The following is a 22,991-nucleotide window of genomic DNA, read 5'->3' on the forward strand; positions in this document are numbered from 1 at the left end:
CCTGGTTTATGAAAAAAACTACTGCTTATCTATTGCTTCTATTTATCCTTATCAGTTTGCATACCAATGCGCAAACTATACATTATGTAACTACAACAGGTTCCGGCGATGGCTCAAGTTGGGGTAATGCCTCTGCCGACTTGCAAGCTATTATCGATAATTCTTCTGCCGGTGATACCATATGGATTGCGGCAGGCACTTACGCCCCAACAGGAGTTGCGTTTGCAATGAAAAACGGCGTTGTGCTCTTAGGCGGGTTTGACGGCACCGAAACAACTGCCGCAATGCGTAACTGGCGTACAAATGTTAGTGCATTGACCAATAACGGCAGCAATGCAGCTATGATAAATAATTCTCTTGACAGCACCGCCGTATTAGATGGTATCTGGTTTAATGATGTTGACAATTGGAGTTATGACTTAGCTTGCATTCAAAATATATCCTCTTCTCCTACTATAAGAAATTGTCTGTTTAATCATAATAGTACTTTCAGTAGTAGTGGTGCTATTGATATGGAAAATGATAATGGATCTTCTCCTAAAATAACAAATTGTTTGTTTGCAGATGGTTATGGCATAATAGGATATAGCCCCAGTATATTAAATAATTCTTCTTCGGCAGTATTTACCAATTGCGTATTTAACAACATCGTGGGTGGCGCAATTACTAATCAAACTTCATCATCAGTTACTGTTATCAATTGTACATTTAATGCTGCCTCAATTGCGAGTTACGGATCTTCTTATAGTATTACCAATTGTGTTCTTGGACATTATTCTTTTTTTTCTGCTAATAATGATGTTGCTGGCAATGTAACGTACAGCTATATGCCGTCTTCTATTCCGGGTACAGGTAATGTCGAGATCGATTATTCCATTGATCCTTTTGTAAATTCCGCCAACCCTATAGGCGATGATCTAATATGGATGACCGCAGATGATGGATTAAAGCTTGCAAATAATTATAGGGATGTGGGAACTCCGGATACTACCGGCTTGCAATTACCTGCAACAGATATTACCGGTACAGCCCGTATTAAGAATAACAGGATAGATATGGGAGCTTATGAAAGTGCATTAAGTGCTGTTACATATTACGTTGATAATACTGTTACGGGTGGAAATAATAATGGGAGTTCCTGGGCAAATGCTTTTTTAAAGCTGGAAGATGCCATTGCAATAGCTAATAATGGCGATAGCATTTTTGTAGCAAAAGGTACTTACAATGTTCCTGTTGGTGGTTCTTTTGTAATGAAAGAAGGGCTGAAAATTTATGGAGGCTTTGCAGGCACAGAATCCAATCTTGCACAAAGAATTTTAACACCCATGGCAGATAATGGAAGTATTTTAGATGGAAATAATACAGCAAGAGTTATAGATAATTATCAAAACGGATTGACTGCTGCTGCTATATTAGATGGCTTTACTATAACACATGGTTCTGCTTTCCAGGGTGGCGGTATTTCTAACAATGCTGTTTCTCCTACATTTAATAATTTATACATAGTAAATAATGTTGCCAACGGAACACCGAATGATGGTGGAGGTGGCGGTATTTACAATGAAAATGCATCCCCGGTTATTACTAATACCGTAATAAGTAATAATACTGTAGATAACTGGGATGGTAATTCTCCAAGAGGCGGCGGTATAGCAAATTATGTTACGTCGGCACCGCATTTAAAAAATGTATTGATCAATAACAATACACCGGATGGAATATTCAGTAATATATATACTCCTGACTTTTCCCAGTTTGGAACGCCTTCTCTTTATTTAGATTCTGTTACCATTAATGAGAATACTGCTATAGGAATTGAATTTTCGGGAACCGATAATTCTGTATTCACAATGGATCATAGCATTGTTTCTAAAAATACAGGAGGATTAAGTGTAACCGTAGGTACCGATGCTACTTCAACAATAGCTCATTCAACCATTACAGAAAATACCACTACTCTTGATGGAGGAGGTATTAATTTTTCAGGACAATCTAAAGACGGACTGATAATAGATCATTGTACTATATCTAAAAATACCGGTAATGAGGGAGGTGCTATTAATGCAGGCGGCGGAGCAATAAATCCACTGGATGGAAGTTCGTATAATCTTATAACTATGACAAATTCGGTTGTTTCGGAAAATACCGGCAATGGAGATATTATTAGTACAGGCGGAATGCCTGGCAAATTTGTAAATACATTAATGATAAAAAATTCCGGAAGTAGTTTATTATCTGCACAAGCAGGAGGAACAGTCATTAATTCAACTATAAGCGATAATATATGTTCCGGTACTTTATCCAATACATCGCAAATAGAATATTATTTTACTAACAGTATTATTTTTGGCAACGCTGCTCCCAATAACGGCATGATGCGATATTCTCATTGCATTACACAATATGAACGTAATGGGGATAGTGTATGGAATGTAAATCCTTTATTTGTTGGTAACGGTGATTATCATTTGCAGTCTTACAGTCCTGCTATCAATGCAGGTACAGTCGATACTACAGGGCTGGGTATACCAACGGTAGATTTAGATGAGAGTCCGCGTATAGTACAAAACCGTATTGACATCGGCGCTTATGAAAATACAGCCATTATACAACCTACTAACGGCATTGTATACGTTAAAAAAGGCGGTGCCGGTAATTTTAGTGGTGATAGCTGGGCTAATGCTTCACCTGAAGTAGCATATGCACTGCAATTTGCAACGTCGCATACAGATAACATTCAGCAGATATGGGTAGCAGGCGGTATATATAATCCTTTATATACAGCAGGTGATGGAACTACTGATGCGGACAAATCATTTGTATTGGTAGATAGTCTTAGTGTTTACGGAGGGTTTGCCGGTAACGAAACAGATATATCTCAAAGAGATTTAAGCAATGCTGCCAATGCAAGTATTTTAAGTGGCGATATTAATAATGATGATAATGGAGGTTTCTTCAATACCAATGATAATGTAGAGATAGCTATTATATCGCCGGGCAATAATAACTCGGCAGTTTTAGATGGCTTTACTATCAAAGGTGGAAACTCTAACCAAAGTGCTTCCGGTTATGTGAATACATTACAGGTATTTAAAAATTCCGGTGGTGGTATCTATCTAAATGAATCTTCACCAACATTGAATAACTTAACTATCACTAATAATTCAGCTACTGAATCCGGCGGAGGAATATTCGCATATTCATCCTCTCCAATATTGAACAATCTTACTATTACAGGTAATAGAGCTTCTAATGGAGGAGGAATGTATAATGATGGTTCATCTCCTGTATTGAATAATGTTACAATTAGTAGTGATACAGCTTTACCCAATGGGCCTAATACAGGATGCGGGGGCGGTATGTATAATAACAATTCATCTCCACAATTGACGAATGTTATGATCAGCGATAATATAACTCATTCAAACGGAGAGAATACTGGAAATGGCGCAGGTATGTATAATAGTAATTCATCTCCGCAGCTAACCGGTGTTACTATTAATGGAAATACAGCAATGGACGGAGGCTCTATAAATGAAAGTTTTGGCGGCGGCGTGTACAATAGCAATTCTACTCCTGTTTTCAATAATACTTTTATTACCAATAACACTGCAAGAAATATTGGGGGAGTATATAATGTAACTAATTCCGTTGCTGTTTTTAGAGATGTACAAATTACCGGTAACGATCCTGCCGGTATATCTAATAGCGGCGCCGGTACATCATCCGTTTTGATCAATGTTACCCTGGCTGATAATATTGGGGCAGGAATTATTAATGCTTCCAGTAATCCTGTCATCAAAAACTCTATCATTTATGGAAATACCGTAGCCGGAATATCAAATGCTCACGGCGCCAAACCTGTTATTTCATATAGTGTAGTACAAGGCAGTGGCGGTAGTAATAGCTGGAGCAGCAGTACAGGAACGGATGGTGGAAATAATTTGGATATTGATCCAATGTTTACAGGTTCAGGCAATTATATATTGCAAGGAAGTAGTGCAGCAATTGATGCAGGTACTACGGATACAACAGGTTTAGATCTTTCTGCCGTAGACCTGGCGAATAATCCTCGTATTTTAAATGATAGGATAGATATCGGTGCTTATGAGTTTATGAGTGTACTTCCTGTAGCATTAGTAAATTTTACAGGCAATGCGTTAAGCAATCAAACTGCACAATTAAATTGGCAAACAGCAACAGAGATCAATACCTCTTATTTTGTAATTGAACGTAGTGCTGATGCAAAGAACTTTACAGCAATTGGGACAGTGAATGCAATTGGCGTAGGTAATAACAACTATGCTTATAATGACGGTGCTCCATTGCAGGCAGGATACTATCGTTTACGTATAGTTGATAAAAATGGTACAGCTAAATATAGCCGTGTTGTATTTATATCATTCAGTACGTTTGCTGCATCAATAACTATATTCCCTAATCCTGCAACAGGGTTTGTAACTGTGGTTACTAATAACAAAACATTGGTAGGGACTATTGCAATATTGTATGATCTTAACGGGCAAATATTGCAAAGAATGCAATTAGGGAATAGTAGTACTGTTGTGCCTTTAAATGAATTAGCAAGCGGTACTTATTTATTACATGTGCAAACCGGAGAAACGTTTAAAGTAATGGTAAAGTAGTTCTTCATTTTAAAATTATTACATTATTAAAGCTGCCTTAAGGCGGCTTTTTTTATGAGCATGATTGAATGAAAAATAAGAGTGGCACAAAAGATACCCTGCATGAAAGAACTAAAAGAATAAGATTCCTCGTTTAAGCTATCAATAACAATCTCTACTATGAAAAAGAAAATTAAGTATTTCCATCAAAAAAAAATCCGTTTGCAAAATGTTATTGGTCATATCCTGGAACAGCATAAGCTTAAACCTCTATTTAATATTGTAAGAACGAAAACAAAACACTTCTAAGTAATCTTAAAATCCTATAACTATGAAAAAATCAATCTTGTTGGCATTTTTGATCGCACTTGTTTTTTGCAAACACAGTGCTGCCCAAACTACACGTTTTGTAATGCAGGTTGCTCAAGGCATAGGTGATGGAAGTAGCTGGAGCAATGCATCGTCTGATCTGCAAAGCATTATTAATGCTTCGGCAGCAGGTGATAGTGTATTTGTTGCAAAAGGTATTTATATACCTATAGACAGCAGCTTTACTATGAAAGAAGGCGTGAAGATATTCGGAAGTTTTAACGGCACAGAAAATAATGTTGCGCAACGCATTTTTGGAAATGATGAAAATGATAGTAGTATTCTGAGTGGTAAAAGCAATACATATATAGTTAAGAATGACTCAAATTATTTAAGCAATGCATCCGTGCTGGATGGTTTTGTATTGACACATAGTTTCGGTTTAATAGGGGGTGGTATATATAATAAATATGTTTCTCCTTTATTAACCAATCTTATTATTAAGCAAAACAACTCTGATGTCGGCGATGGCGGTGGTATTTACAATCTGGGTTCTTCTCCGGTTATAACCAATTGTATAATTACGGATAATAAAGCAACCAATGGTGGCGGTATTTTTAATTTGCTTTCGGCTCCTACATTGATCAATTTATTTATCACTGATAATACTGCCGTTGCAAAAGGTGGTGGCATTTATTGCGTATCTGCCAATGCCACTAACACAATCCGGGGATGTATCATAAGTAATAATACATCAGTAACAGGAGGAGGTGTACTGAGCGGTAATAGCGACATGGTATTTGAAAAAGTAAAACTTATCGGGAATACAGGAGGCGGCTTTACAGACGCTTCCGGTGTGGGAAAAATGCAGATGGAAAATTCATTGATAACCGGTAACAATGGAGATGCTATATCCACTTTAAGTAATCTTACTATTACCAATGTTACTATTGCCGGAAATGGAGGGCTGGGGCTAAAAGCCAATGCAACCGGTGTTGTCATTAATAGTTGCATCATTTACGCCAATGCCAGTGGCATAAGCGTGCCTATCGTAACAAGCCAGGTTTTATATAGTGATATTCAGGGAAATGGAATTGCCGGAACCAACATAGACACAGATCCATTATTTCTTTTACCATCATCAGATACAGTCCCCTTTACAAATGGTGATTATCGGTTGCAGAGCATTAGCCCTGCTGTTAATAAAGGGGATATTGCATCTGCCGCTTCAGGACTTGATTTAGGAGGGCTGCCTCGTATCATCGATAACAGGATTGATATGGGTGCATATGAATTTCCTGTTATTAAACAAGATACTAACGGTATAGTATATGTTAAGAAAGGTGGTGCAGGAAATTATACAGGCGATAGCTGGGCAAATGCTGCTCCTGAATTGGCAGATGCTTTAAGTGCTTCTACGATCGATTCCTCTATTCATGAAATATGGGTAGGCGCAGGTACATACACGCCATCTTATATAGCAGGAAACGGAACCGGCGATAAAGAAAAAGCATTTGTATTGGTAAATAATGTAAGTGTTTATGGCGGTTTTGCAGGTATAGAAAGCAGTTTGTCACAAAGAGACGTAAGAAATCCTGCCAATGCAAGTATCCTAAGTGGCGATTTAAATGGAAATGATGGAACAGGATTTAGTAATGTTGATGATAATGTATATCATGTTATTGTTTCTGCAGGCAATGATAAAACCGCACTATTAGACGGATTTACGATCAGCGGAGGGAATGCAAATTCTGCAGATAGTAGTGTCGTAAATAATTACCTGGTATATCATTCTTCAGGCAGTGGTATATATTTAAATTCTTCATCACCAACATTACAAGATCTTAAAGTCAATGGCAATAAGGCTATTAATTCAGGAGGAGGAATATTTGCGGATCAATCATCTCCGTTTATCATTAAAAATATTATCGAAAACAATACAGCAGAAAATGGTGCAGGCATTGCCAATGAGCATTCATCATCACCGGCTATTATTAATTCGCTCGTTATTAATAATGTTGCAGCCGATAATGGCGGAGGTGTTTATAATGCAGATGCCTCTAATGCCGGTTTTGTAAATACGGTTATAAGTAATAACAGTGCATTGAACGGTGCAGGAATGTATAATAGCTCGGGTTCGCCTTCAGGTGGAGCTTCATTACCAACCATTATCAATAGTATTGTCTATGATAATAATGGAGCTGCATTCGGGCAAGATGATATTGCTTCTCATCCCTCTATTTCCTATAGCATTATAGAAGGTAGCGGAGGTAGTAGTAATTGGCAACCGGCTTTCGGAACTGATAATGGAAATAATCTTGATACGGATCCGTTATTTATGGGGAATAATAACTATGAATTAAAAGGAGCAAGTCCTGCAATTAACGATGGTACTCCTGATACAAGTGGTTTATACCTGCCTGATCTTGATCTGGAAAATAAAAACAGGGTTTTGAGTAACCGAATAGATATAGGCGCATATGAATTTATGGGGGTATTGCCTGTAACATTGATAAACTTTACCGGTAATGCAACAAAAGATCAAACTTCGGAACTACATTGGCAAACTACATCAGAAGTTAATACCTCTTATTTTGTAATTGAGCGCAGCATCGATGCAAAGAACTTTGTAACTATCGAAACAATCAACGCTGTTGGTTTGGGTAATAATAAATATGATTATATCGATAGTAAAACATTACAATCGGCATACTACCGGCTACGAATAGTTGATAAAAATGGTACAGTCAAGTATAGCAATATTATTTACATGTCATTCAACACATTGGCTTCATCCATAACTGTATTTCCTAATCCTGCAACAAGCTTTGTAACAGTCGTTACTAATAATAAAACTTTAGCAGGAACTACAGCAATATTGTATGATCTTAACGGACAAACATTGCAAAGAATACTATTGGGGAGTAAGAGTACTGTTATTTCTTTAAATGGATTATCAAGTGGAGATTACTTATTGCATGTGCAAACTGGGGAAACGTTCAAAGTAATCGTAAAATAAAAGCATATATTTTATTCTCTTCAGGGTATAAAAAATTGCCCTTCCTAAAAAGAAAGGGCTTTTTTATACCTTACAACCTAAGACTCTAAATGAATCTTACCAGGTATAGTAGATATTTACTTGCAAAAGGTTGTAAGTAGCTTTAAAAAATAATTGCTAAAAATCAATTGTCTGATAGTAAAACAAAGCAACAAAGGTTATTTATCTTTTTAAAACATTATGTGTAAGTTTATCAGGTCAGGGTATATTTACGTGGACAAAAAAATAGCGCCCAAAGGCGCTATACAAAGTAGATGAATTATCAGTTAAAGACAGATTGATATTTTAAGCAGCCTGTTTTTCTTTTTTTAATGTATAATAACCAAACCATATTAATAAAAGAAACATTACCCAACCGGTTATCTCTGATATTCCATAGCTTAGTTTAAATATCTTAGGCTCAAACTTAAATTCAATGGTGTGTTTTCCCGCAGGTATAGGTAACGCACGCAATACATAGTTTGCTTTTGCTATCGGCGTTTCCTTGCCATCGATATATGCTTTCCAGTCCTTATAAAATATTTCACTAAAAACAGCCAGGTTATTACTGTTGCTATTGCTTTCATATTTTATAGCTTCATTATCAAAAGTGATCTGTTTAATGGAAGCTGTGCTATCCGAAGCAACAACAGTACCAACTATGTTTTTAAATTCTGTATTAATAACCGCAGTATCAGCAGGGTTAAAACTATTCAACGATTTCATTTCATCTGTTGGTGTTTCAACATATTTTACTCCCTTTACAAACCAACAGTTACCCAATGCACCTGAATTGGGTAAAGCAATTGTTGACTGCTGATTTTGCTGAATGATATATTTTGTGTTCAGCATATTAAGCACGGCAGGATTCGGTTGCCCGCTTAATTGATAAGTTATCAGGTCATCATAAATACCCAGCTTAGCAGGGTGATAACCACCGATCGATTTATGATAGTAAGAAGTTTTTGCATCCTGGAAAGGGTCGCCGTCGGTAAGATTCAATACCCTGTAATTGGGATCCTGGTCCTTTAAGATCATTTCATCAGCAGCAGTCTTAGGATATTGTTTTGCTTCGTAAGCGTCTTTGTTATCAAAATCTTTATCATTCAAATAATGCATATCAAAAGGCAACAGGTCTGCTAAAACCAATACAGGCATTGCAATTAAAAGAATGGTAGCAGTGATTTTTCCTTTGGTGAATAATGCTATTAATGCAAAAGCCAGCGCAACAAATATTAAAGCTCTCAAAATATCTGCGCCAAAATAACTTTGCCTGTCTTTGCGTAAAGAAGAGAGTAATTCCCTGGCAATTTTTGCATCCCCCTTAGATTGATAAAGAAAATCTTCATAAATAGAATTATCTGTTTCGGGTTTGTATAAAGGGTTGTTGTTGATAGCCTGCAACTTCGCATTAGCATCAGCGGGTGTAGCAAATGCTTCAGTAACTGCTTTTGTTCTTGCTTTATTTTCTTTACTGTAATCAGTAGTAAAATAAATTCCTGCGGCACATACAAATACAGCCGCTGTAGCAATAAGCGCTTTTTGTAAATTTTTCCATTGCCCGGAACTATTATCCATCAATTTATCTATAGCAAGCACCGCTAATAATGGAAATAACAGCTGTGGTATTACCAGCGTCATAGAAGGTGTACGGAACTTATTGTAAAAAGGAAGATGATCAAAAATAAAATAATTAAAGCTTTCAAAATGATTGCCAAGGGCTAACAATACAGCAAATATACTGGCGGCCAATATCCACCATTTATGTTTGGCGTCTACTATAAATAAGCCAAGGATAAAAAGAAAGCAGATGATAGCGCCAAAGTAAAAAGGTCCAACGGTAAAAGGTTGGTCACCCCAATATAATTTTGTAGAAAGATTGTTTGCTAAGTTCGTTGCCTGATCTTCAGGAACACTTAATTTATCTGTTAAATATTGAGCTACATGTGAGTTTTCATTCAATTGAGGAAAAATGCTGTAATCTCCATCTCTTTGTGCAATATGTGTTCCGTATCCCATCACACCCGGGAACATAATGCTAAATGTTTCTTCTTTGCCATAGCTCCAGCTAAACGCATAATCTTTTGTAAGCCCAACGGTTTTATTATCTACAATCTTGTCTGCATCAACATTTGTTTTATTATCCATTATCAATTGGCCGCCCCGTTTGGTATATTTTGCATAATCCATCACAGGAAATAATATAACGGCATTCGCCATTATGCCAATAATTGCGCCTGCTGCTGCAATACCGATCGCTTTGGAAAGATGCGCAAACTCTTTTGCTTTGATCCATCTCACTAAATAAAAAAGAGACATGATCGCAATGATGAGGAACGTGTAAAAACTTATTTGCTGGTGATTCTGCTGTAAATGAAGCGTAGCAAAAAGTGCTGTAAGTATAAAGCCGGCAATATATTTTTTATCGAAGATCAAAATAATAGCTCCGATTAAAGCAGGTGCATAAGCCATTGCCAATACTTTGGTATCGTGCCCCGCCACTGCTATAATGGGGGTGTAGGTGCTATATGTGTAAGCCAATGCTCCTAATATGGCGGCATAAGGTCGTATTCGTAAACACAAACACAAAAAGTAAAAGCAAATACAACTCAGGAAAAAGAAATTAAGCGGTTTAGGCAGGTACAATTGAAACAAGCCATTAATAATTCCTATTGGCGACCATGGTCCATCGTAAATTATTTGATAAGCCGGCATCCCGCAAAACATGCTGGCAGACCATAAGGGGTAAGCGCCGTGTTGTTCTTTGTAAGTAACAGATTGATGCTTCATTGCATCTGAAGCCGCGTAATCGCTTTGTTGCATCACTACACCAGATTCCAATGCAGGCTTGCAAAAAATAACAGCAACTAATAAGAAAACGGCGATCGCTACTAAATGTGGCAGCAATGTTTTAAAACTAATATTCTTCATGAAGCGGTTTTTAAGAATCGGCAAATTAACTGAAAATCTGCTGTTATTTATAAATTTCCCAATTTCAAAATTTCGAAATTCGCCAATACCGCTAATTCACTCCCTGCATACCATTTTGAATATTTTCCTGTTCGCTTTTCAGGTTCTTTCTTTTAAATAAAGAAGCATCTAATTTTCCAAAGCGCCAGTTGAAAGTAAGTCGTAGGACCTGTGGGTCTCTTAAACGCCAGTTGTCTTGTGTAAAGTAGGAAGACTGGGAAATGCTTTCATAGATCTTTGTACGGAAGATGTCGCTCATCTGCAAGGTTAATGAAGCTGCATTATTCTTCAGGAAATCTTTTTTGATAGCAAACTCAACTTCAGAGTTGGCTGCTATATAACCATTGGCAGTAGGCTGTGTTTGCCCGCCAAAGAAAGGTCCGCCGCGGCTGCCACCGGAAGAAGGTGGAATTAAAGTTTTGGAGTTATACGTTGCCGTTAGCTGAATGGAAAAGTTTTTAGGAAGCTTAAATTCATTGCTCAATTTCCCAAACCAGCTGAACTGGCTGTTGTTAGAACCTCCTTGTAGATTATCTGCATTAATAGTACCGTTAAAGAAATTCACATTGGTAGTAATATTCCAAAAATCGGTTAATTTATTTTTAGACGTTAGCTCTAATCCGTACGTGTAGCTGCTTTGCGCATTCGCATACGATGTTAAAATAACACTGTCTGATCTAAGCGGATTAGGGTCTTTGTCTTTATATTGGTAACGGCTGATCAAATTATTGGTGTTTCGGAAATAAGCAGTGGCCAAAAACATATTGCCATTATTGATCTGATCTTGATAAGACAGCTCCAGCGAATTAGTATATTCAGGAACAAGATTAGGATTGCCTTTTGAAAGATTCAACGTATCTGTATAATCAACAAAAGGGATCAGTTGAAAGAAATTAGGGCGGTTTATTTTTCTTGAATAATTTAATTGCAGGCTTTGCTTGTCATTTAATTTATACGTTAAATAAGCGCTGGGAAAAAGATCGAGTGGAAATTTATTACTGAAAGAAGCAGTGTCATTCAAGGTTCCATCATACTTGGAACTTTCGGCTCTTAATCCCAATTGATAAGTAAAGTTTTTGATCTGTTGAGAAAAGGTAACATAGGCAGCAAGTACCTGGTCATTAAACTTATAATTATTGCTTAAAAGTGGCGCTAATTTATAAATGTCGTCTGATGGATCTTTGAAAAGATTATTGGTAAAGCTGTTAAAATTTCTGAAAGCCACTCTTGCCCCTGCTTCAATCTTTATTTTATCTGTAATAGGGTTTTCATAATCGGTTTGAGCAGTAAAATAACCGGTATGCCCGCCTCCTGATGTTTGCTGGTACAATGTTAAGCCTTCGGGTGTATTGTCAGGTAAAGAATAGAGCGTATTGAACAGGTTGTTATTATTGCTCTTACTATAATTATAGCTAAGATCGGCAGTGATGTCTTTATTCGCTTTTGCAAAATTGTGTTTAAAGCTTAATGTTCCGCCATAGTTTCTAAATTCACTGGTTAGATCGCTGTTGCGTATTCCTATATCAGAAAATATGGGACGATTAATAAAGTCAGTATCTCTTGCAATGTTTATCACGTCTGTTGTCGTAAATTTTCCTCTGGCAACATTTCCGCCAATTGTAATTGTATTTCTATTGTCAATAAAATAATCCAGTCCTGTTCTTAAAAAAGCAAAATTCCCGTCATTAACAGGATGATCATTTTGATTGAAATGTGAAACGCCGGCAGTATCTGAATAATCAGTACGACTACTTTTTGCATCGGTAACTGATTTTCTGAAACCAAGGGCGCCGCTTAAAAAGAAATTTACTTTTCCTCCTTTGATATTAATGTTGCCGCCAACATTTGGTCTTGCCCTGCTGTCAATGCTTGCCCTGATATTTCCATTATAACCGGCTTTCTTATTTTTCTTAAGTACAATGTTTAAAATACCTGCACCCCCACCGGATGCGTCATACTTTGCGGATGGATTAGTGATCAATTCTACTGTAGATATCTCGTCTGCAGGAATTTGATCAAGTGTAAGGGTAGTAGGTCTTCCATCAACAAAGATTTGCGGAGAGGCGTTGCGCATCGTTACATTACCATCAATATCTACATTAACACCGGGTACATTTTTCATTACATCCTGTGCAGTTCCGCCGGTTGCTGTAATATCCTTCTCTACATTGTAGATCTTTCTGTCAATGCTCATCGTCATTAAAGGCTTATTGGCAGTTACGGTTACATCCTGCAATTGCTGAACATCTGCCTGTAATTTAAAATTGCCCAGGTCTTTATCTACTCCATTGATCATGCTGGTATAGTCGCCGGCTTTTGCTGAATTGAAGTTTACATCAAATGCTACTTTTTCTTCTATATTCTTATAGCCAATAGCGGTGATCACTAATTTAAATGTTGCCAATATGGGAAGGTTCTCTAAACTGAATTCACCTTTTTTATTGGTCAGCATACCTGCAACAACAACATCTTTTCTTTTTTTTGTTGCTGAATCCAACTTGGTCTGAATTAATTGTACAGAAGCTGCATCAATTGGTTTTTCTGTAGTGGCATCCACTACTTTGCCATAAAAATGCCCCAGGTTCATACCTTGAATGCCTTTAGGCGCCTGGGCAATTGAAGTAAATCCAAGTAATAGCAAAGAAAAAGATAGGAGGAATGTTTTGTTCTTCATAATATATAAAATCATTTGCCGGAACCGGTGTAGATGAACACTGTGTGTTTTATCGTGTTGACCTGGTTAGACTCATTGTAAATTAAAAACAGGCGAAAAAATATAAGCCCCCTTTAATTTGGGCGGCAAGTTAGTTGCGAAAATTGCAAAGGATGTTTAACGAAATGTTATTTTAAAAGCAGAGCGACAATTATTTGTACCATACCGATCAAAAAACCAAAGATAGCGCCGATGACCTCCAAAAATTTAAACTGCTTACGGGTTATTTGATGAAGAATATCTTCTAGTTTTTCGGAAGAAAAGCCGGCGACCTTTTCAACAACGATCTTTTCCAAGTCAAGATCGTTCTGCATTTTGTTCATATAGCTTTTCATTAATACAGGAAACAATGCCTGTAACTCGTTTAAGAAAGCATCTTTTAACTGATTGATCGTTTTTTCGCCGATGAACATGGACAGCATCGGGAAAACATCTTTTATTTTATTGCGAAGAAAATTATCGATATGTGCTTCGATCTCGGGTTTTAGTTTTTCCAGGTTTTCAGGATCGGTAACTTTTTTTTCTATATCTGAAAATGACAATAGTTCTTTGCCCACTACCTGACCTAACTTTTGAGCCAGCAATCGTTGATTTTTAGGAAATATTCCCTGAATGGTTAATCCAAAGATTTTTACCGGCTTACGTGGATGAAATAACATTTTTATAGCGATCCACGTAGTGATCCATCCATTGAATGCAGATAATAGAAGCGTTGCTATGAGTGTTCCTGTTGGCATTTGAGGCGCAAAGAAACAGAATAACAAATCAGTTCCAAAATGTATTTTGTACAAAAGGTGTTTTGCTTTATTTTTGCACTCCCATAAACGGTAGCTGTAGCTCAGTTGGTTAGAGCATCAGATTGTGATTCTGAGGGTCGAGGGTTCGAGCCCCTTCAGTTACCCGAACTTAAACTCTGCATTAATGCGGAGTTTTTTGTTTTAAATGAATGAAAAGATTATCTCAATTAGTTCAGTAAAAAATTGAATAACAGAATAAGTTCACAACGATGCTGCTATGAAAAACAAATGTGTCATCAAAAATAAATTACATAATTATGACGTAGCATTTCAAACTATCAACTTGCAATTGCCGTTCATCCAATTTTAAGAAAAGATTAGTGTAAACGCCTTGTTAAGCCAATATTAGCACTGTTTTTTCCGTTAATTTTACATAATGTTTAATTCGTTCAAAATAAGGGATATTATTATGAGCAAAAAATTCTTGCCGATTATGCTGGCACTTACGGTTGCCAGTTTTTTTGTAGCTTTTCAAACTAATGGAAAGCAAAGTGGAGGAGGAGATAATCCAAAATCTAAAAATGAAAAGATCCTGCGCAACATTGGGTTGTTGCTGGAACAAGGACATTACAGTCCTAAAACAATTAATGACGCATTTTCCAAAGAGGTGTTGAATCGTTTTGAAAAGGAACTGGATGAAGACAAGACCATTTTTCTTCAATCGGATATTGATTCGTTTAAAGTATATGAAACGAGAATAGACGACGAGATACATGGAACTGCTTCCCTGGAATCCTTTTATCACATTGCCGATGCATACACCAGGCGTTTGAACCAGGCGTCTGAATTTTACACACCGTTATTAGCAAAACCTTTTGATTTTTCTAAAGATGAAAAGATACAGCTGGATAGTGATAAAATGCAATACCCGGCTACTGACGCAGATAGAAAAGAGGCCTGGCGTAAGCGGTTGAAATATTTGGTGCTTACCAGGTATGCAGATGCGTTGGATGATCGTGAAAAAAATAAAGGAAAAAAAGACTTTGTTTTTAAGGCTGATTCTACCTTGGAAAGAGAATCCCGTGACCAGGTACGTAAACAAATAGGACGCTTCTTCACTACATTAAAAACACACAATACCTCTGATGAATTGTTCAGCACATTTGTAAATTCCATTACAAGTGAAATGGATCCTCATACAGATTATTTTCCCCCGGTAGATGCCCGTTCGTTTAACGAATCTATCAGCGGAAGCTTTTTTGGTATTGGTGCTCAATTAAAAGAAGACGATAGTAAAATCAAGATCGCCAGCCTGGTAACAGGCGGACCGGCATGGAAAGGAGGAGAACTGCAGGTAAACGATGAAATATTGAAAATAGCGGAAGGGAAAGGCGAACCGGTAGATGTTAGCGGCTATGCGGTAAGCGATGCTGTTAAATTGATCCGCGGTGCACAAAAAGGAACAGAAGTACGATTGACTGTACGTAAAGTGGATGGAACTATTAAAGTTATTTCATTGCTTCGCGACCAAATAAAACTGGATGACACTTTTGCAAAAAGCGCTATCATTAATGGCGAGCACAAAGTGGGTTATATTTATTTACCTGAATTTTATGTGGATTTTGAAAGACCTAATGGTGCAAGATGTTCGCAGGATGTAGCAAAAGAAATTGAAAAGTTGAAAGCTGAAAATGTTGAAGGTATTATTATGGATCTAAGAGGCAATGGCGGCGGCTCTTTGCCGGAAGTGGTAAAGATGGTAGGTCTGTTTATTCCTGATGGACCGGTATGCCAGGTAAAAAGTCGTGATGAAAAACCTTATCCATATAAAGACCTTGATAAAAGTGTTTTATATAATGGACCGTTGATGGTGATGGTAGATGAGAACAGCGCATCGGCTTCTGAAATATTTGCTGCTGCTATTCAGGATTATAAACGCGGTATTATTATCGGCAGCAGCTCTACTTATGGTAAAGGAACAGTGCAACGCAATATCCCATTGAATCCTGAATCGGAAGGAGGTATGTTCAGTTCGACAGAAAAAGAAGAAGACCTGGGAACGGTTAAATTAACCTTACAAAAATTTTATCGCATCAGCGGAGGCGCTACACAATTAAAAGGTGTTACACCTGATATTGTTATTCCTGATCGTTTTGAATATTTGAAGAGCCGTGAAAAAGATAATCCTTCTGCATTAAGCTGGGATGGAATTGAAAAAGCAGATTATACCCCATGGACGAGCAATTACAGCTATGATGCTGTTGTAAAAGCAGCCAATGGTCAAATAAGCAGCAGCAATTCGTTGAATCAATTTAAACAGGATATTCAATGGTTGAATACAGAGAATGATAAAGAGTATTCATTGAATCTTGCCCAGTTTAAAGATGAAACGAAAAAGGTAAAAGATGTTTATAAGCAATTGGACAGCTTGAGCAAGCCTGCCAAAGACCTGGATGTAAAGAATATTGTTGCTGACACCACTAATTTTTCTGCAGATAAAGAGAAGTCAGAAAAGAATAAGCAATTCTTAACCCGCATCAAAGGCGATATGTATATTGATGAATCGGTGAAAGTGATAGACAATATGATTGCACAAAGCAATTTGGCCGCAACTAAAGTAGAACAACAATAATTTAATTGATCGCAGATATTTAAAGCCATCTTTTTAAGATGGCTTTTTTAATTAAATCATTTTGTGTAAAATAATTTTTCTATCTTCGGTTTAACTCAACTCCTACAATAGCAGTATAACTCTACGAAAATTAACTGTAATGAATATTGTATCCGGAATTAATTTTTCGAGTAGAGTTGTTTTAGTTAGCCTGCTCCTGCTTTCTATCTTATTTGCCTGTAATAAAGAGCCAACTCAAACATTTGCTTCCTACAAAACCTATGCGCCGCTTCAGCCCGGCAAGTATTTTATTTATGAGCTGGATTCTACAGTCACTACAGCATTCGGCACCGGCTTTGAAGTGCATCATTATTTATTGAAAGATTCTGTAGCAGATATTATTTACGATAATACCGATCGTCCGTCCTTACGTATTTTTAGATATTTAAAAGATAGTATCAGCGACTGGCGCAGTATCAATACCATATTAATAACGCCAACAGATACAAGACTTGAATACAGGGAGGATAATTTGCTTTACATAAAACTATTTAGTCCGGTAACGGATTTTAATACCTGGCCGGGTAACAGTGCCATCGGCAATTCTCCTTACTTTCAAAACAATGATGGCGAGTTTCGTAATTGGCAATTCAGGTATGCGGATATAGGCGCTTCTAAAACATTTAATGGAACTACCTATCCTAATACAGTTACAGTAGTTCAATATGACTCTACGCTAAACAGTCCTTTTTATTATAAGTGGGTGAGTGAATATCAAAAAGGTTATGAAGTATATGCAGAAGGAGTAGGGTTGGTGTATAAAGATATACTTGCCTGGGAATACCAGATAACTACTTTTTATGCAGGCTGCAAACATGTATATCCTTTAAATAATCAAAAAGATACTACTGTAGCTATTGATTGCAACCGCGACAATTGCGATTCAATAGAAAGGAATTTTACCAATCAACATATAATCGATTGCGATACAGTTGCCGTCAATCCTTTTTATTCAGGATATGGCGTTAGAGAGGTGTTAATAGAACATAACTAAAAAGAAAGCCCCGAATTATTCGGGGCTTTCTTTTATTTTTCTAAATATCTTTCTTCCACTATTTTTTTATGGTGATAGAAGTGCCCAAGCAGTTGAAAGCCTACTGCTTCAGGAGTAATGGTATAATTCCATGCTTTTCCTTCATTTTGCAGCATCTCAGGTGTAAAGCTATTGAATAATAAATGTGTAGATTGACGAACGATCAAAAATTCATTCCCTAAACTTTGCCAGCTACGGGCATCAGCATTGGAGTTGGCAGCATAATCATTTTCTTCAAAACCGGGCAATGCGATCTTTTCTTTTCTTGCAAAACACAAAGCCCTGTAAGAGAAAATACGTTCAGCATCTATGATATGCTGTAATACTTCTTTAATGCTCCATTTTCCCGGTGCATAGATCAGGTGCGATTTTTCTTCTGATATAGAAGAAAGAAAGCTTCTGATAATAGGCGTTTGTTTGTTGAATGCATCTGCCAGATCCTCTTCGGGCACTAACGCAACATACTCCTGGAACATTCCGGGGTATGCTGACGGGGAAGGTTTACTCATAAAAAATTTTACAGTTATTATTTGGTTTTTTTAGTAACAGGTTTAACTGCTTTAGGCTTAGTAGTAACCGGTGCAGTTGCACTGTTTCTTTCACCTTTTAAAGTAGCTGCTAATTTAATAGCTTCATAGGCATTTACGATGCCGCCTGTTTTACTAATATCGCTCAAATTTACTAAACTATCTGTACCCGGAATATCAACTTTTTCAGCAGGCTTTACAGCACTTTTTTCAATTACATATTTTAATTGTTGTGCAGTAAGCGTAGGGTAGTATTCCAACACCAATGCAGCAATACCCGCTACCACCGGCGCTGCCATACTTGTTCCTGATGCTTTGCCGTAATTGTTTTTTGTAGGTATAGTAGAATAGATTTTCACACCTGGCGAAAATACATCCACTTCTTTTTTACCATAGTTGCTAAAGCTGGCAGTAATACCTTTTAATTTAGGATCTCCGCTGGCTCCAACAGTGATCCAGTTGGTAGGACGATTGCCATCCAAATAAAATCCGCTGGGGAAATTATCAGCTGTATCAATATTTTTTGCATCATTACCCGCTGCATGTACTAACAGTACTCCTTTGCTTTCTGCATATCTAACCGCATCATCCACCCATTTTTTTTGTGGTGAAAAATCTTTACCAAAACTCATGCTTATTACCTGAGCACCATTGTCAACACAATAACGGATAGCGTTGGCAATATCTTTATCGTGCTCATCGCCATCGGGTACCGCACGCACCATCATAATCCGAACATTGTCTGCAATTCCATCCACACCAATCCCATTTCCTCTTATAGCGCCAATGATGCCTGAGCAATGCGTTCCATGAAAAGGAGTACCGGCTGTAAGATCATTGTTTCCGTAATTTCTGTCATTAATATTTGTTTCATCATCTTGCACTACTTCTTTTCTATATTCTTTAGGAGGATTATCCGCTGCATCTGCTTTTGTAATCTCATCGTTCATTTCATCAATGATCTGCTTATTGGTAATATCGTTACTGCCATTAGCGTTGCAAAGCGTTTGCATCAAATCTTTTACTTTTTTAGCATCTTTATTATCGCTGGTATAAGCGGTAAGATCATTACAGCTGTATTCTTCTTTGCCAAGGTCTTTTCTTATTACGGAATCTCCTGTTTTTAAGAGCGGTAATAATTTTTGAATGTAAACCACTTCAGCAAAATTTACATCACCAACTACTTTCTTTTGTGCTTTTTTATAAGTAGCCAGCTCTGCCCATTCATTTTGAGGTACAGAAGAGGAATCGGGAGTATTAGAACCGAATTTTTCTTTTAAAGAATAATACACACGGGCAGCTTCATAGCTGTCTTTGTTCACATTCTTTCCGTCTTTACCACCCAGGAAGTTCCATCCATGTATGTCATCTACATACCCATTTTTGTCATCGTCAATTCCATTGCCCGGAATTTCTTTTGGGTTTGTCCAGAAGATTGCTTTCAGATCTTCGTGCGTAGAGTCAACACCACTGTCAATTACGCCTACCACAACAGTCTTGCTTTTTAACTTTTTTGCTTTGATGAACGAATAGGCTTTATCTAAACTAATACCATAAAAACCTGTAGTAGCCTTATCTAACTGGTGCCAGTTATTAGGGATAGTATCCTGGGCAAACAGCGTACTGCTTACTGCCATCGATGTTATAAAAAGAATGTTTTTAATCATTTTAATTAATTTATAACCTGCAATTTATTTACTCTTGGTTAAAAACCGACAACCGCTCATAAAATTAGAATACAGGTAGTTTATATTAACAGTTTGTTTCATTTATAAGGAAAGGATGCTGACAAAGTAATTCCTGTCAAATTCGTTGCGTAGTATCTGACCTTTTTCAAATAATCCAAACATACTGCTTCCGCTTCCGCTCATGGCAGCATATACAGCTCCCTGCTGATACAATTTATCTTTTATAAGCTGAATGGCAGGATGTTGCCGGAATACAGGTTCTTCAAAATCGTTTTTTAATAATTCCTTCCAATAGATAACCGGTTGTTGAATGATCTGCTTAAGAGAGCTTTCCGGGGTGAAATTTTTCAATTGTGAAAAAGCCCAGCCTGTATTTACGTGAATACCCGGATTTACCAGTACTAATTGATAATTCGATAGGTCAATCCTGATCTCTTCCAGTATTTCACCGCGACCTGTTGCAACACAAGGTTTGTTTATAATAAAAAATGGACAATCACTGCCTAGCTGTAATGCATATTCTATAAGTTGTTGTGATGATAAACCCAATTGAAATTTCTCATTCAATAAATTTAATGTAAACGAACCATCTGCAGAACCACCGCCTAAGCCTGCACCCAAAGGAATGGTTTTGTGTAAATGCATTTTTATAGCAGGCAATTGAGGAAAATCTTTTTTTAAAAGATGGTAGGCTTTGCTGCAAATATTCTTTTCTGTATCCTGTTCAGCAATGAGTCCGGTATTGGTAAAAATTATATCCTGTGTTGCATTTGGATTTGGTAGTATTTCCAACACATCCTTTATTGGAACAGGGTAGAAAATAGTTTCGAGGTTGTGAAACCCATCTTCTCTTTTACCAAGAATATGTAAGCCAAGATTTATTTTACAGTTGGGAAAAGAAAGCATTGGCTTAATTAGTAATTAAGAATTAATAATTGTGATGGGGATCTAAAGCTTGTAAACAATATTTACAATTAAAGATGAATATTGGTATGCCGATGAAAGAAATGTGACACAACGATGATGCCATGAAAAACGAATGCCTGTACCAAAAAATCATTTCTTTCTGCTCTTCAACTCATCACGTATAGCAATGGCTCTGATGTAATCTTCATGTTCCAATACTTCATTCAGCAAATTATTCAACTCTTCTATTGAAAGTGATTTTAGATCATCTCTATTTGCTGAATCGGTGGTTACCGGCGCTGCAGCGGTGGTTTTCTTTTTCTTCTCATCGTCTTCCATTAAAATGCCGGCGCTGTCTAAAATATTTTCGTAGGTATAAATAGGACAGCCAAAACGCACCGCCAATGCCAGGGCATCAGAGGTACGGGAATCAATTTCAACGGTATCTTTTTCGCTGCTGCAAATCAATTTGCTGTAAAATATTCCTTCCTGCAGATCGCTGATAATAACCTCATGCAATTCTACATTGAAAGCAAGCATGAAATTTTTCATCAGGTCGTGTGTAAGCGGGCGACTCGGGCTCATTCGTTCCAACGCTACGGCAATTGCCTGCGCTTCAAAACCTCCGATAACAATAGGTAAACGGCGTAATCCATTTATTTCGCCCAGCACTACGGCATACGAATGGGTTTGCGTAATGCTATGCGATAAAGCAACTATTTCCAGTTCAATCTTTTTCATAAATCAAGTACGAAACTAAGGTTTTTTAGCTTGTATAATTGAATTTTTTGTGTACAGTTTTACAGATGTTTTAGCTTTTTTACAGCTTCGGTTATTTTAGGAACAACTTCAAATGCATCGGCAACGATTCCGTAATCGGCAGCTTTAAAAAAAGGAGCTTCAGGGTCTTTATTGATCACCACAATTACTTTACTTCTATTAACTCCAGCCAGGTGTTGTATAGCTCCTGAAATACCAATGGCAATGTATAAATTGGGAGCAATGGCTAAGCCTGTTTGTCCAACATGTTCGTGGTGTGGTCGCCAGCCGGAATCTGCTACAGGACGGCTACACGCCGTTGCAGCTCCCAATGCTTTGGCAAGGTCCGTTACAATGCTCCAGTTTTCAGGACCTTTTAAACCACGCCCACCACTTACTACTAATTCTGCTTCACTTAAAGAGATTTCTCCTTCTAACTTGTTGGTAGCTGTTACTTTTATTTTAGGGGACTCAACGGGAATGTTTAATTCGCTCACTTGTGCAGTACCGTTAGTTGCTGTAACAGGGTAAGAGTTAGGATTAAGAGCGATGATTTTGATATCGGTATTGATGGAAACATTCGCAAAAGCTTTACCGCTGAAAACGTTTTTCTTTACAGTAAAACCATTGCTTACATCCGGTAAGGCAATAGCCCCCGAAACCAAGCCTGCTTTTAGTTTTACACTTACTATTGGCGCAATTGCTTTGCCGGTGAAATTATTCGAGAAGATGATCACTTTCGCACCTATGGATGTAGCCGCTTCTGCAATTACTTTAGCAAAGACTTTCGCATCTAAATGATTCAATGAATCATTTTTTACAGTATGAACTTTACTGATGCCGTAATTTCCTAATGCTGCTAAATCGTCGCTCACACTTCCCAGAATAACTGCTTCTGCAGATGTGCCTAACAATTCTGCAACTTTGGCTCCGTACGATGCTACTTCAAAAGAAGTTTTCTTTATTTGTCCTTCGGACTGATCTATATATATTAATACTGACATAATGGATTAATT

At 37.3% G+C, this 22,991-nt stretch carries 12 protein-coding genes and 1 tRNA gene; 5 read left to right on the forward strand and 8 right to left on the reverse strand.

The window, feature by feature from the left end; translation table 11 throughout:
- Positions 1 to 8: 8 nt before the first annotated feature.
- Together K9M53_RS05640 and K9M53_RS05645 are read left to right on the forward strand one after the other, a co-directional pair.
- On the forward strand, positions 9 to 4,646 hold the full coding sequence (locus K9M53_RS05640) for a beta strand repeat-containing protein (RefSeq protein WP_224018650.1): 4,638 nt from the start codon (positions 9 to 11) through the stop codon (positions 4,644 to 4,646).
- Between the two features lie 310 nt (positions 4,647 to 4,956).
- Positions 4,957 to 7,953, forward strand: coding sequence for a choice-of-anchor Q domain-containing protein (locus tag K9M53_RS05645; protein WP_224018651.1), 2,997 nt, complete (start codon positions 4,957 to 4,959; stop codon positions 7,951 to 7,953).
- A gap of 324 nt (positions 7,954 to 8,277) precedes the next feature.
- Here the strand turns inward: K9M53_RS05645 and K9M53_RS05650 are convergent, their stop codons facing one another.
- From K9M53_RS05650 to K9M53_RS05660, 3 genes are all read right to left on the reverse strand, one after another.
- Positions 8,278 to 10,902 (reverse strand): YfhO family protein, encoded by a 2,625-nt coding sequence (locus K9M53_RS05650; protein ID WP_224018652.1) that lies wholly within the window; start codon positions 10,900 to 10,902, stop codon positions 8,278 to 8,280.
- 91 nt (positions 10,903 to 10,993) lie between these two features.
- Positions 10,994 to 13,615: an outer membrane beta-barrel family protein gene (locus K9M53_RS05655; protein WP_224018653.1), complete on the reverse strand. Its 2,622-nt coding sequence runs from the start codon at positions 13,613 to 13,615 to the stop codon at positions 10,994 to 10,996.
- Between the two features lie 167 nt (positions 13,616 to 13,782).
- The gene (locus K9M53_RS05660; RefSeq protein ID WP_224018654.1) at positions 13,783 to 14,445 is read right to left on the reverse strand and encodes a DUF445 domain-containing protein; all 663 of its coding nucleotides are present in this window, start codon (positions 14,443 to 14,445) and stop codon (positions 13,783 to 13,785) included.
- Between the two features lie 36 nt (positions 14,446 to 14,481).
- Here K9M53_RS05660 and K9M53_RS05665 point away from each other — a divergent pair.
- From K9M53_RS05665 to K9M53_RS05675, 3 genes are all read left to right on the forward strand, one after another.
- Positions 14,482 to 14,555: transfer RNA gene (locus tag K9M53_RS05665), tRNA-His, on the forward strand.
- Positions 14,556 to 14,860: 305 nt separating this feature from the next.
- Positions 14,861 to 17,023 carry a carboxy terminal-processing peptidase gene (locus K9M53_RS05670; RefSeq protein ID WP_224018655.1) on the forward strand — a complete coding sequence of 721 codons (2,163 nt, stop codon included), beginning with the start codon at positions 14,861 to 14,863 and terminating at the stop codon, positions 17,021 to 17,023.
- Between the two features lie 139 nt (positions 17,024 to 17,162).
- The gene (locus K9M53_RS05675; RefSeq protein ID WP_224018656.1) at positions 17,163 to 18,056 is read left to right on the forward strand and encodes a hypothetical protein; all 894 of its coding nucleotides are present in this window, start codon (positions 17,163 to 17,165) and stop codon (positions 18,054 to 18,056) included.
- A gap of 32 nt (positions 18,057 to 18,088) precedes the next feature.
- Here K9M53_RS05675 and K9M53_RS05680 read toward each other — a convergent pair whose 3' ends face one another.
- The 5 genes from K9M53_RS05680 to K9M53_RS05700 form a co-directional block, all read right to left on the reverse strand.
- Positions 18,089 to 18,604 carry a DinB family protein gene (locus tag K9M53_RS05680; protein ID WP_224018657.1) on the reverse strand — a complete coding sequence of 172 codons (516 nt, stop codon included), beginning with the start codon at positions 18,602 to 18,604 and terminating at the stop codon, positions 18,089 to 18,091.
- Between the two features lie 17 nt (positions 18,605 to 18,621).
- On the reverse strand, positions 18,622 to 20,289 hold the full coding sequence (locus K9M53_RS05685) for a S8 family serine peptidase (RefSeq protein ID WP_224018658.1): 1,668 nt from the start codon (positions 20,287 to 20,289) through the stop codon (positions 18,622 to 18,624).
- Positions 20,290 to 20,391: 102 nt separating this feature from the next.
- Positions 20,392 to 21,216, reverse strand: coding sequence for a 4-(cytidine 5'-diphospho)-2-C-methyl-D-erythritol kinase (gene ispE / locus K9M53_RS05690; protein ID WP_224018659.1), 825 nt, complete (start codon positions 21,214 to 21,216; stop codon positions 20,392 to 20,394).
- Positions 21,217 to 21,366: 150 nt separating this feature from the next.
- On the reverse strand, positions 21,367 to 21,957 hold the full coding sequence (locus tag K9M53_RS05695; protein WP_224018660.1) for a bifunctional nuclease family protein: 591 nt from the start codon (positions 21,955 to 21,957) through the stop codon (positions 21,367 to 21,369).
- A gap of 59 nt (positions 21,958 to 22,016) precedes the next feature.
- A complete protein-coding gene (locus K9M53_RS05700; RefSeq protein WP_224018661.1) occupies positions 22,017 to 22,979 on the reverse strand; it encodes an electron transfer flavoprotein subunit alpha/FixB family protein in 963 nt (320 codons plus the stop codon).
- Positions 22,980 to 22,991: the final 12 nt, after the last annotated feature.

The sequence above is a fragment of the Ferruginibacter albus genome (genome assembly GCF_020042285.1).
GTDB classification, from domain to species: Bacteria; Bacteroidota; Bacteroidia; order Chitinophagales; family Chitinophagaceae; genus Ferruginibacter; species Ferruginibacter albus.

What these genes read in the sequence shown, in the direction of transcription:
- K9M53_RS05640 (WP_224018650.1), top strand. Translation starts at nt 9, where the DNA reads ATGAAAAAAACTACTGCTTATCTATTGCTTCTATTTATCCTTATCAGT.
- K9M53_RS05645 (WP_224018651.1), top strand. Translation starts at nt 4,957, where the DNA reads ATGAAAAAATCAATCTTGTTGGCATTTTTGATCGCACTTGTTTTTTGC.
- K9M53_RS05650 (WP_224018652.1), bottom strand. Translation starts at nt 10,902, where the DNA reads ATGAAGAATATTAGTTTTAAAACATTGCTGCCACATTTAGTAGCGATC.
- K9M53_RS05655 (WP_224018653.1), bottom strand. Translation starts at nt 13,615, where the DNA reads ATGAAGAACAAAACATTCCTCCTATCTTTTTCTTTGCTATTACTTGGA.
- K9M53_RS05670 (WP_224018655.1), top strand. Translation starts at nt 14,861, where the DNA reads ATGAGCAAAAAATTCTTGCCGATTATGCTGGCACTTACGGTTGCCAGT.
- K9M53_RS05675 (WP_224018656.1), top strand. Translation starts at nt 17,163, where the DNA reads ATGAATATTGTATCCGGAATTAATTTTTCGAGTAGAGTTGTTTTAGTT.
- K9M53_RS05680 (WP_224018657.1), bottom strand. Translation starts at nt 18,604, where the DNA reads ATGAGTAAACCTTCCCCGTCAGCATACCCCGGAATGTTCCAGGAGTAT.
- K9M53_RS05685 (WP_224018658.1), bottom strand. Translation starts at nt 20,289, where the DNA reads ATGATTAAAAACATTCTTTTTATAACATCGATGGCAGTAAGCAGTACG.
- ispE (WP_224018659.1), bottom strand. Translation starts at nt 21,216, where the DNA reads ATGCTTTCTTTTCCCAACTGTAAAATAAATCTTGGCTTACATATTCTT.
- K9M53_RS05695 (WP_224018660.1), bottom strand. Translation starts at nt 21,957, where the DNA reads ATGAAAAAGATTGAACTGGAAATAGTTGCTTTATCGCATAGCATTACG.
- K9M53_RS05700 (WP_224018661.1), bottom strand. Translation starts at nt 22,979, where the DNA reads ATGTCAGTATTAATATATATAGATCAGTCCGAAGGACAAATAAAGAAA.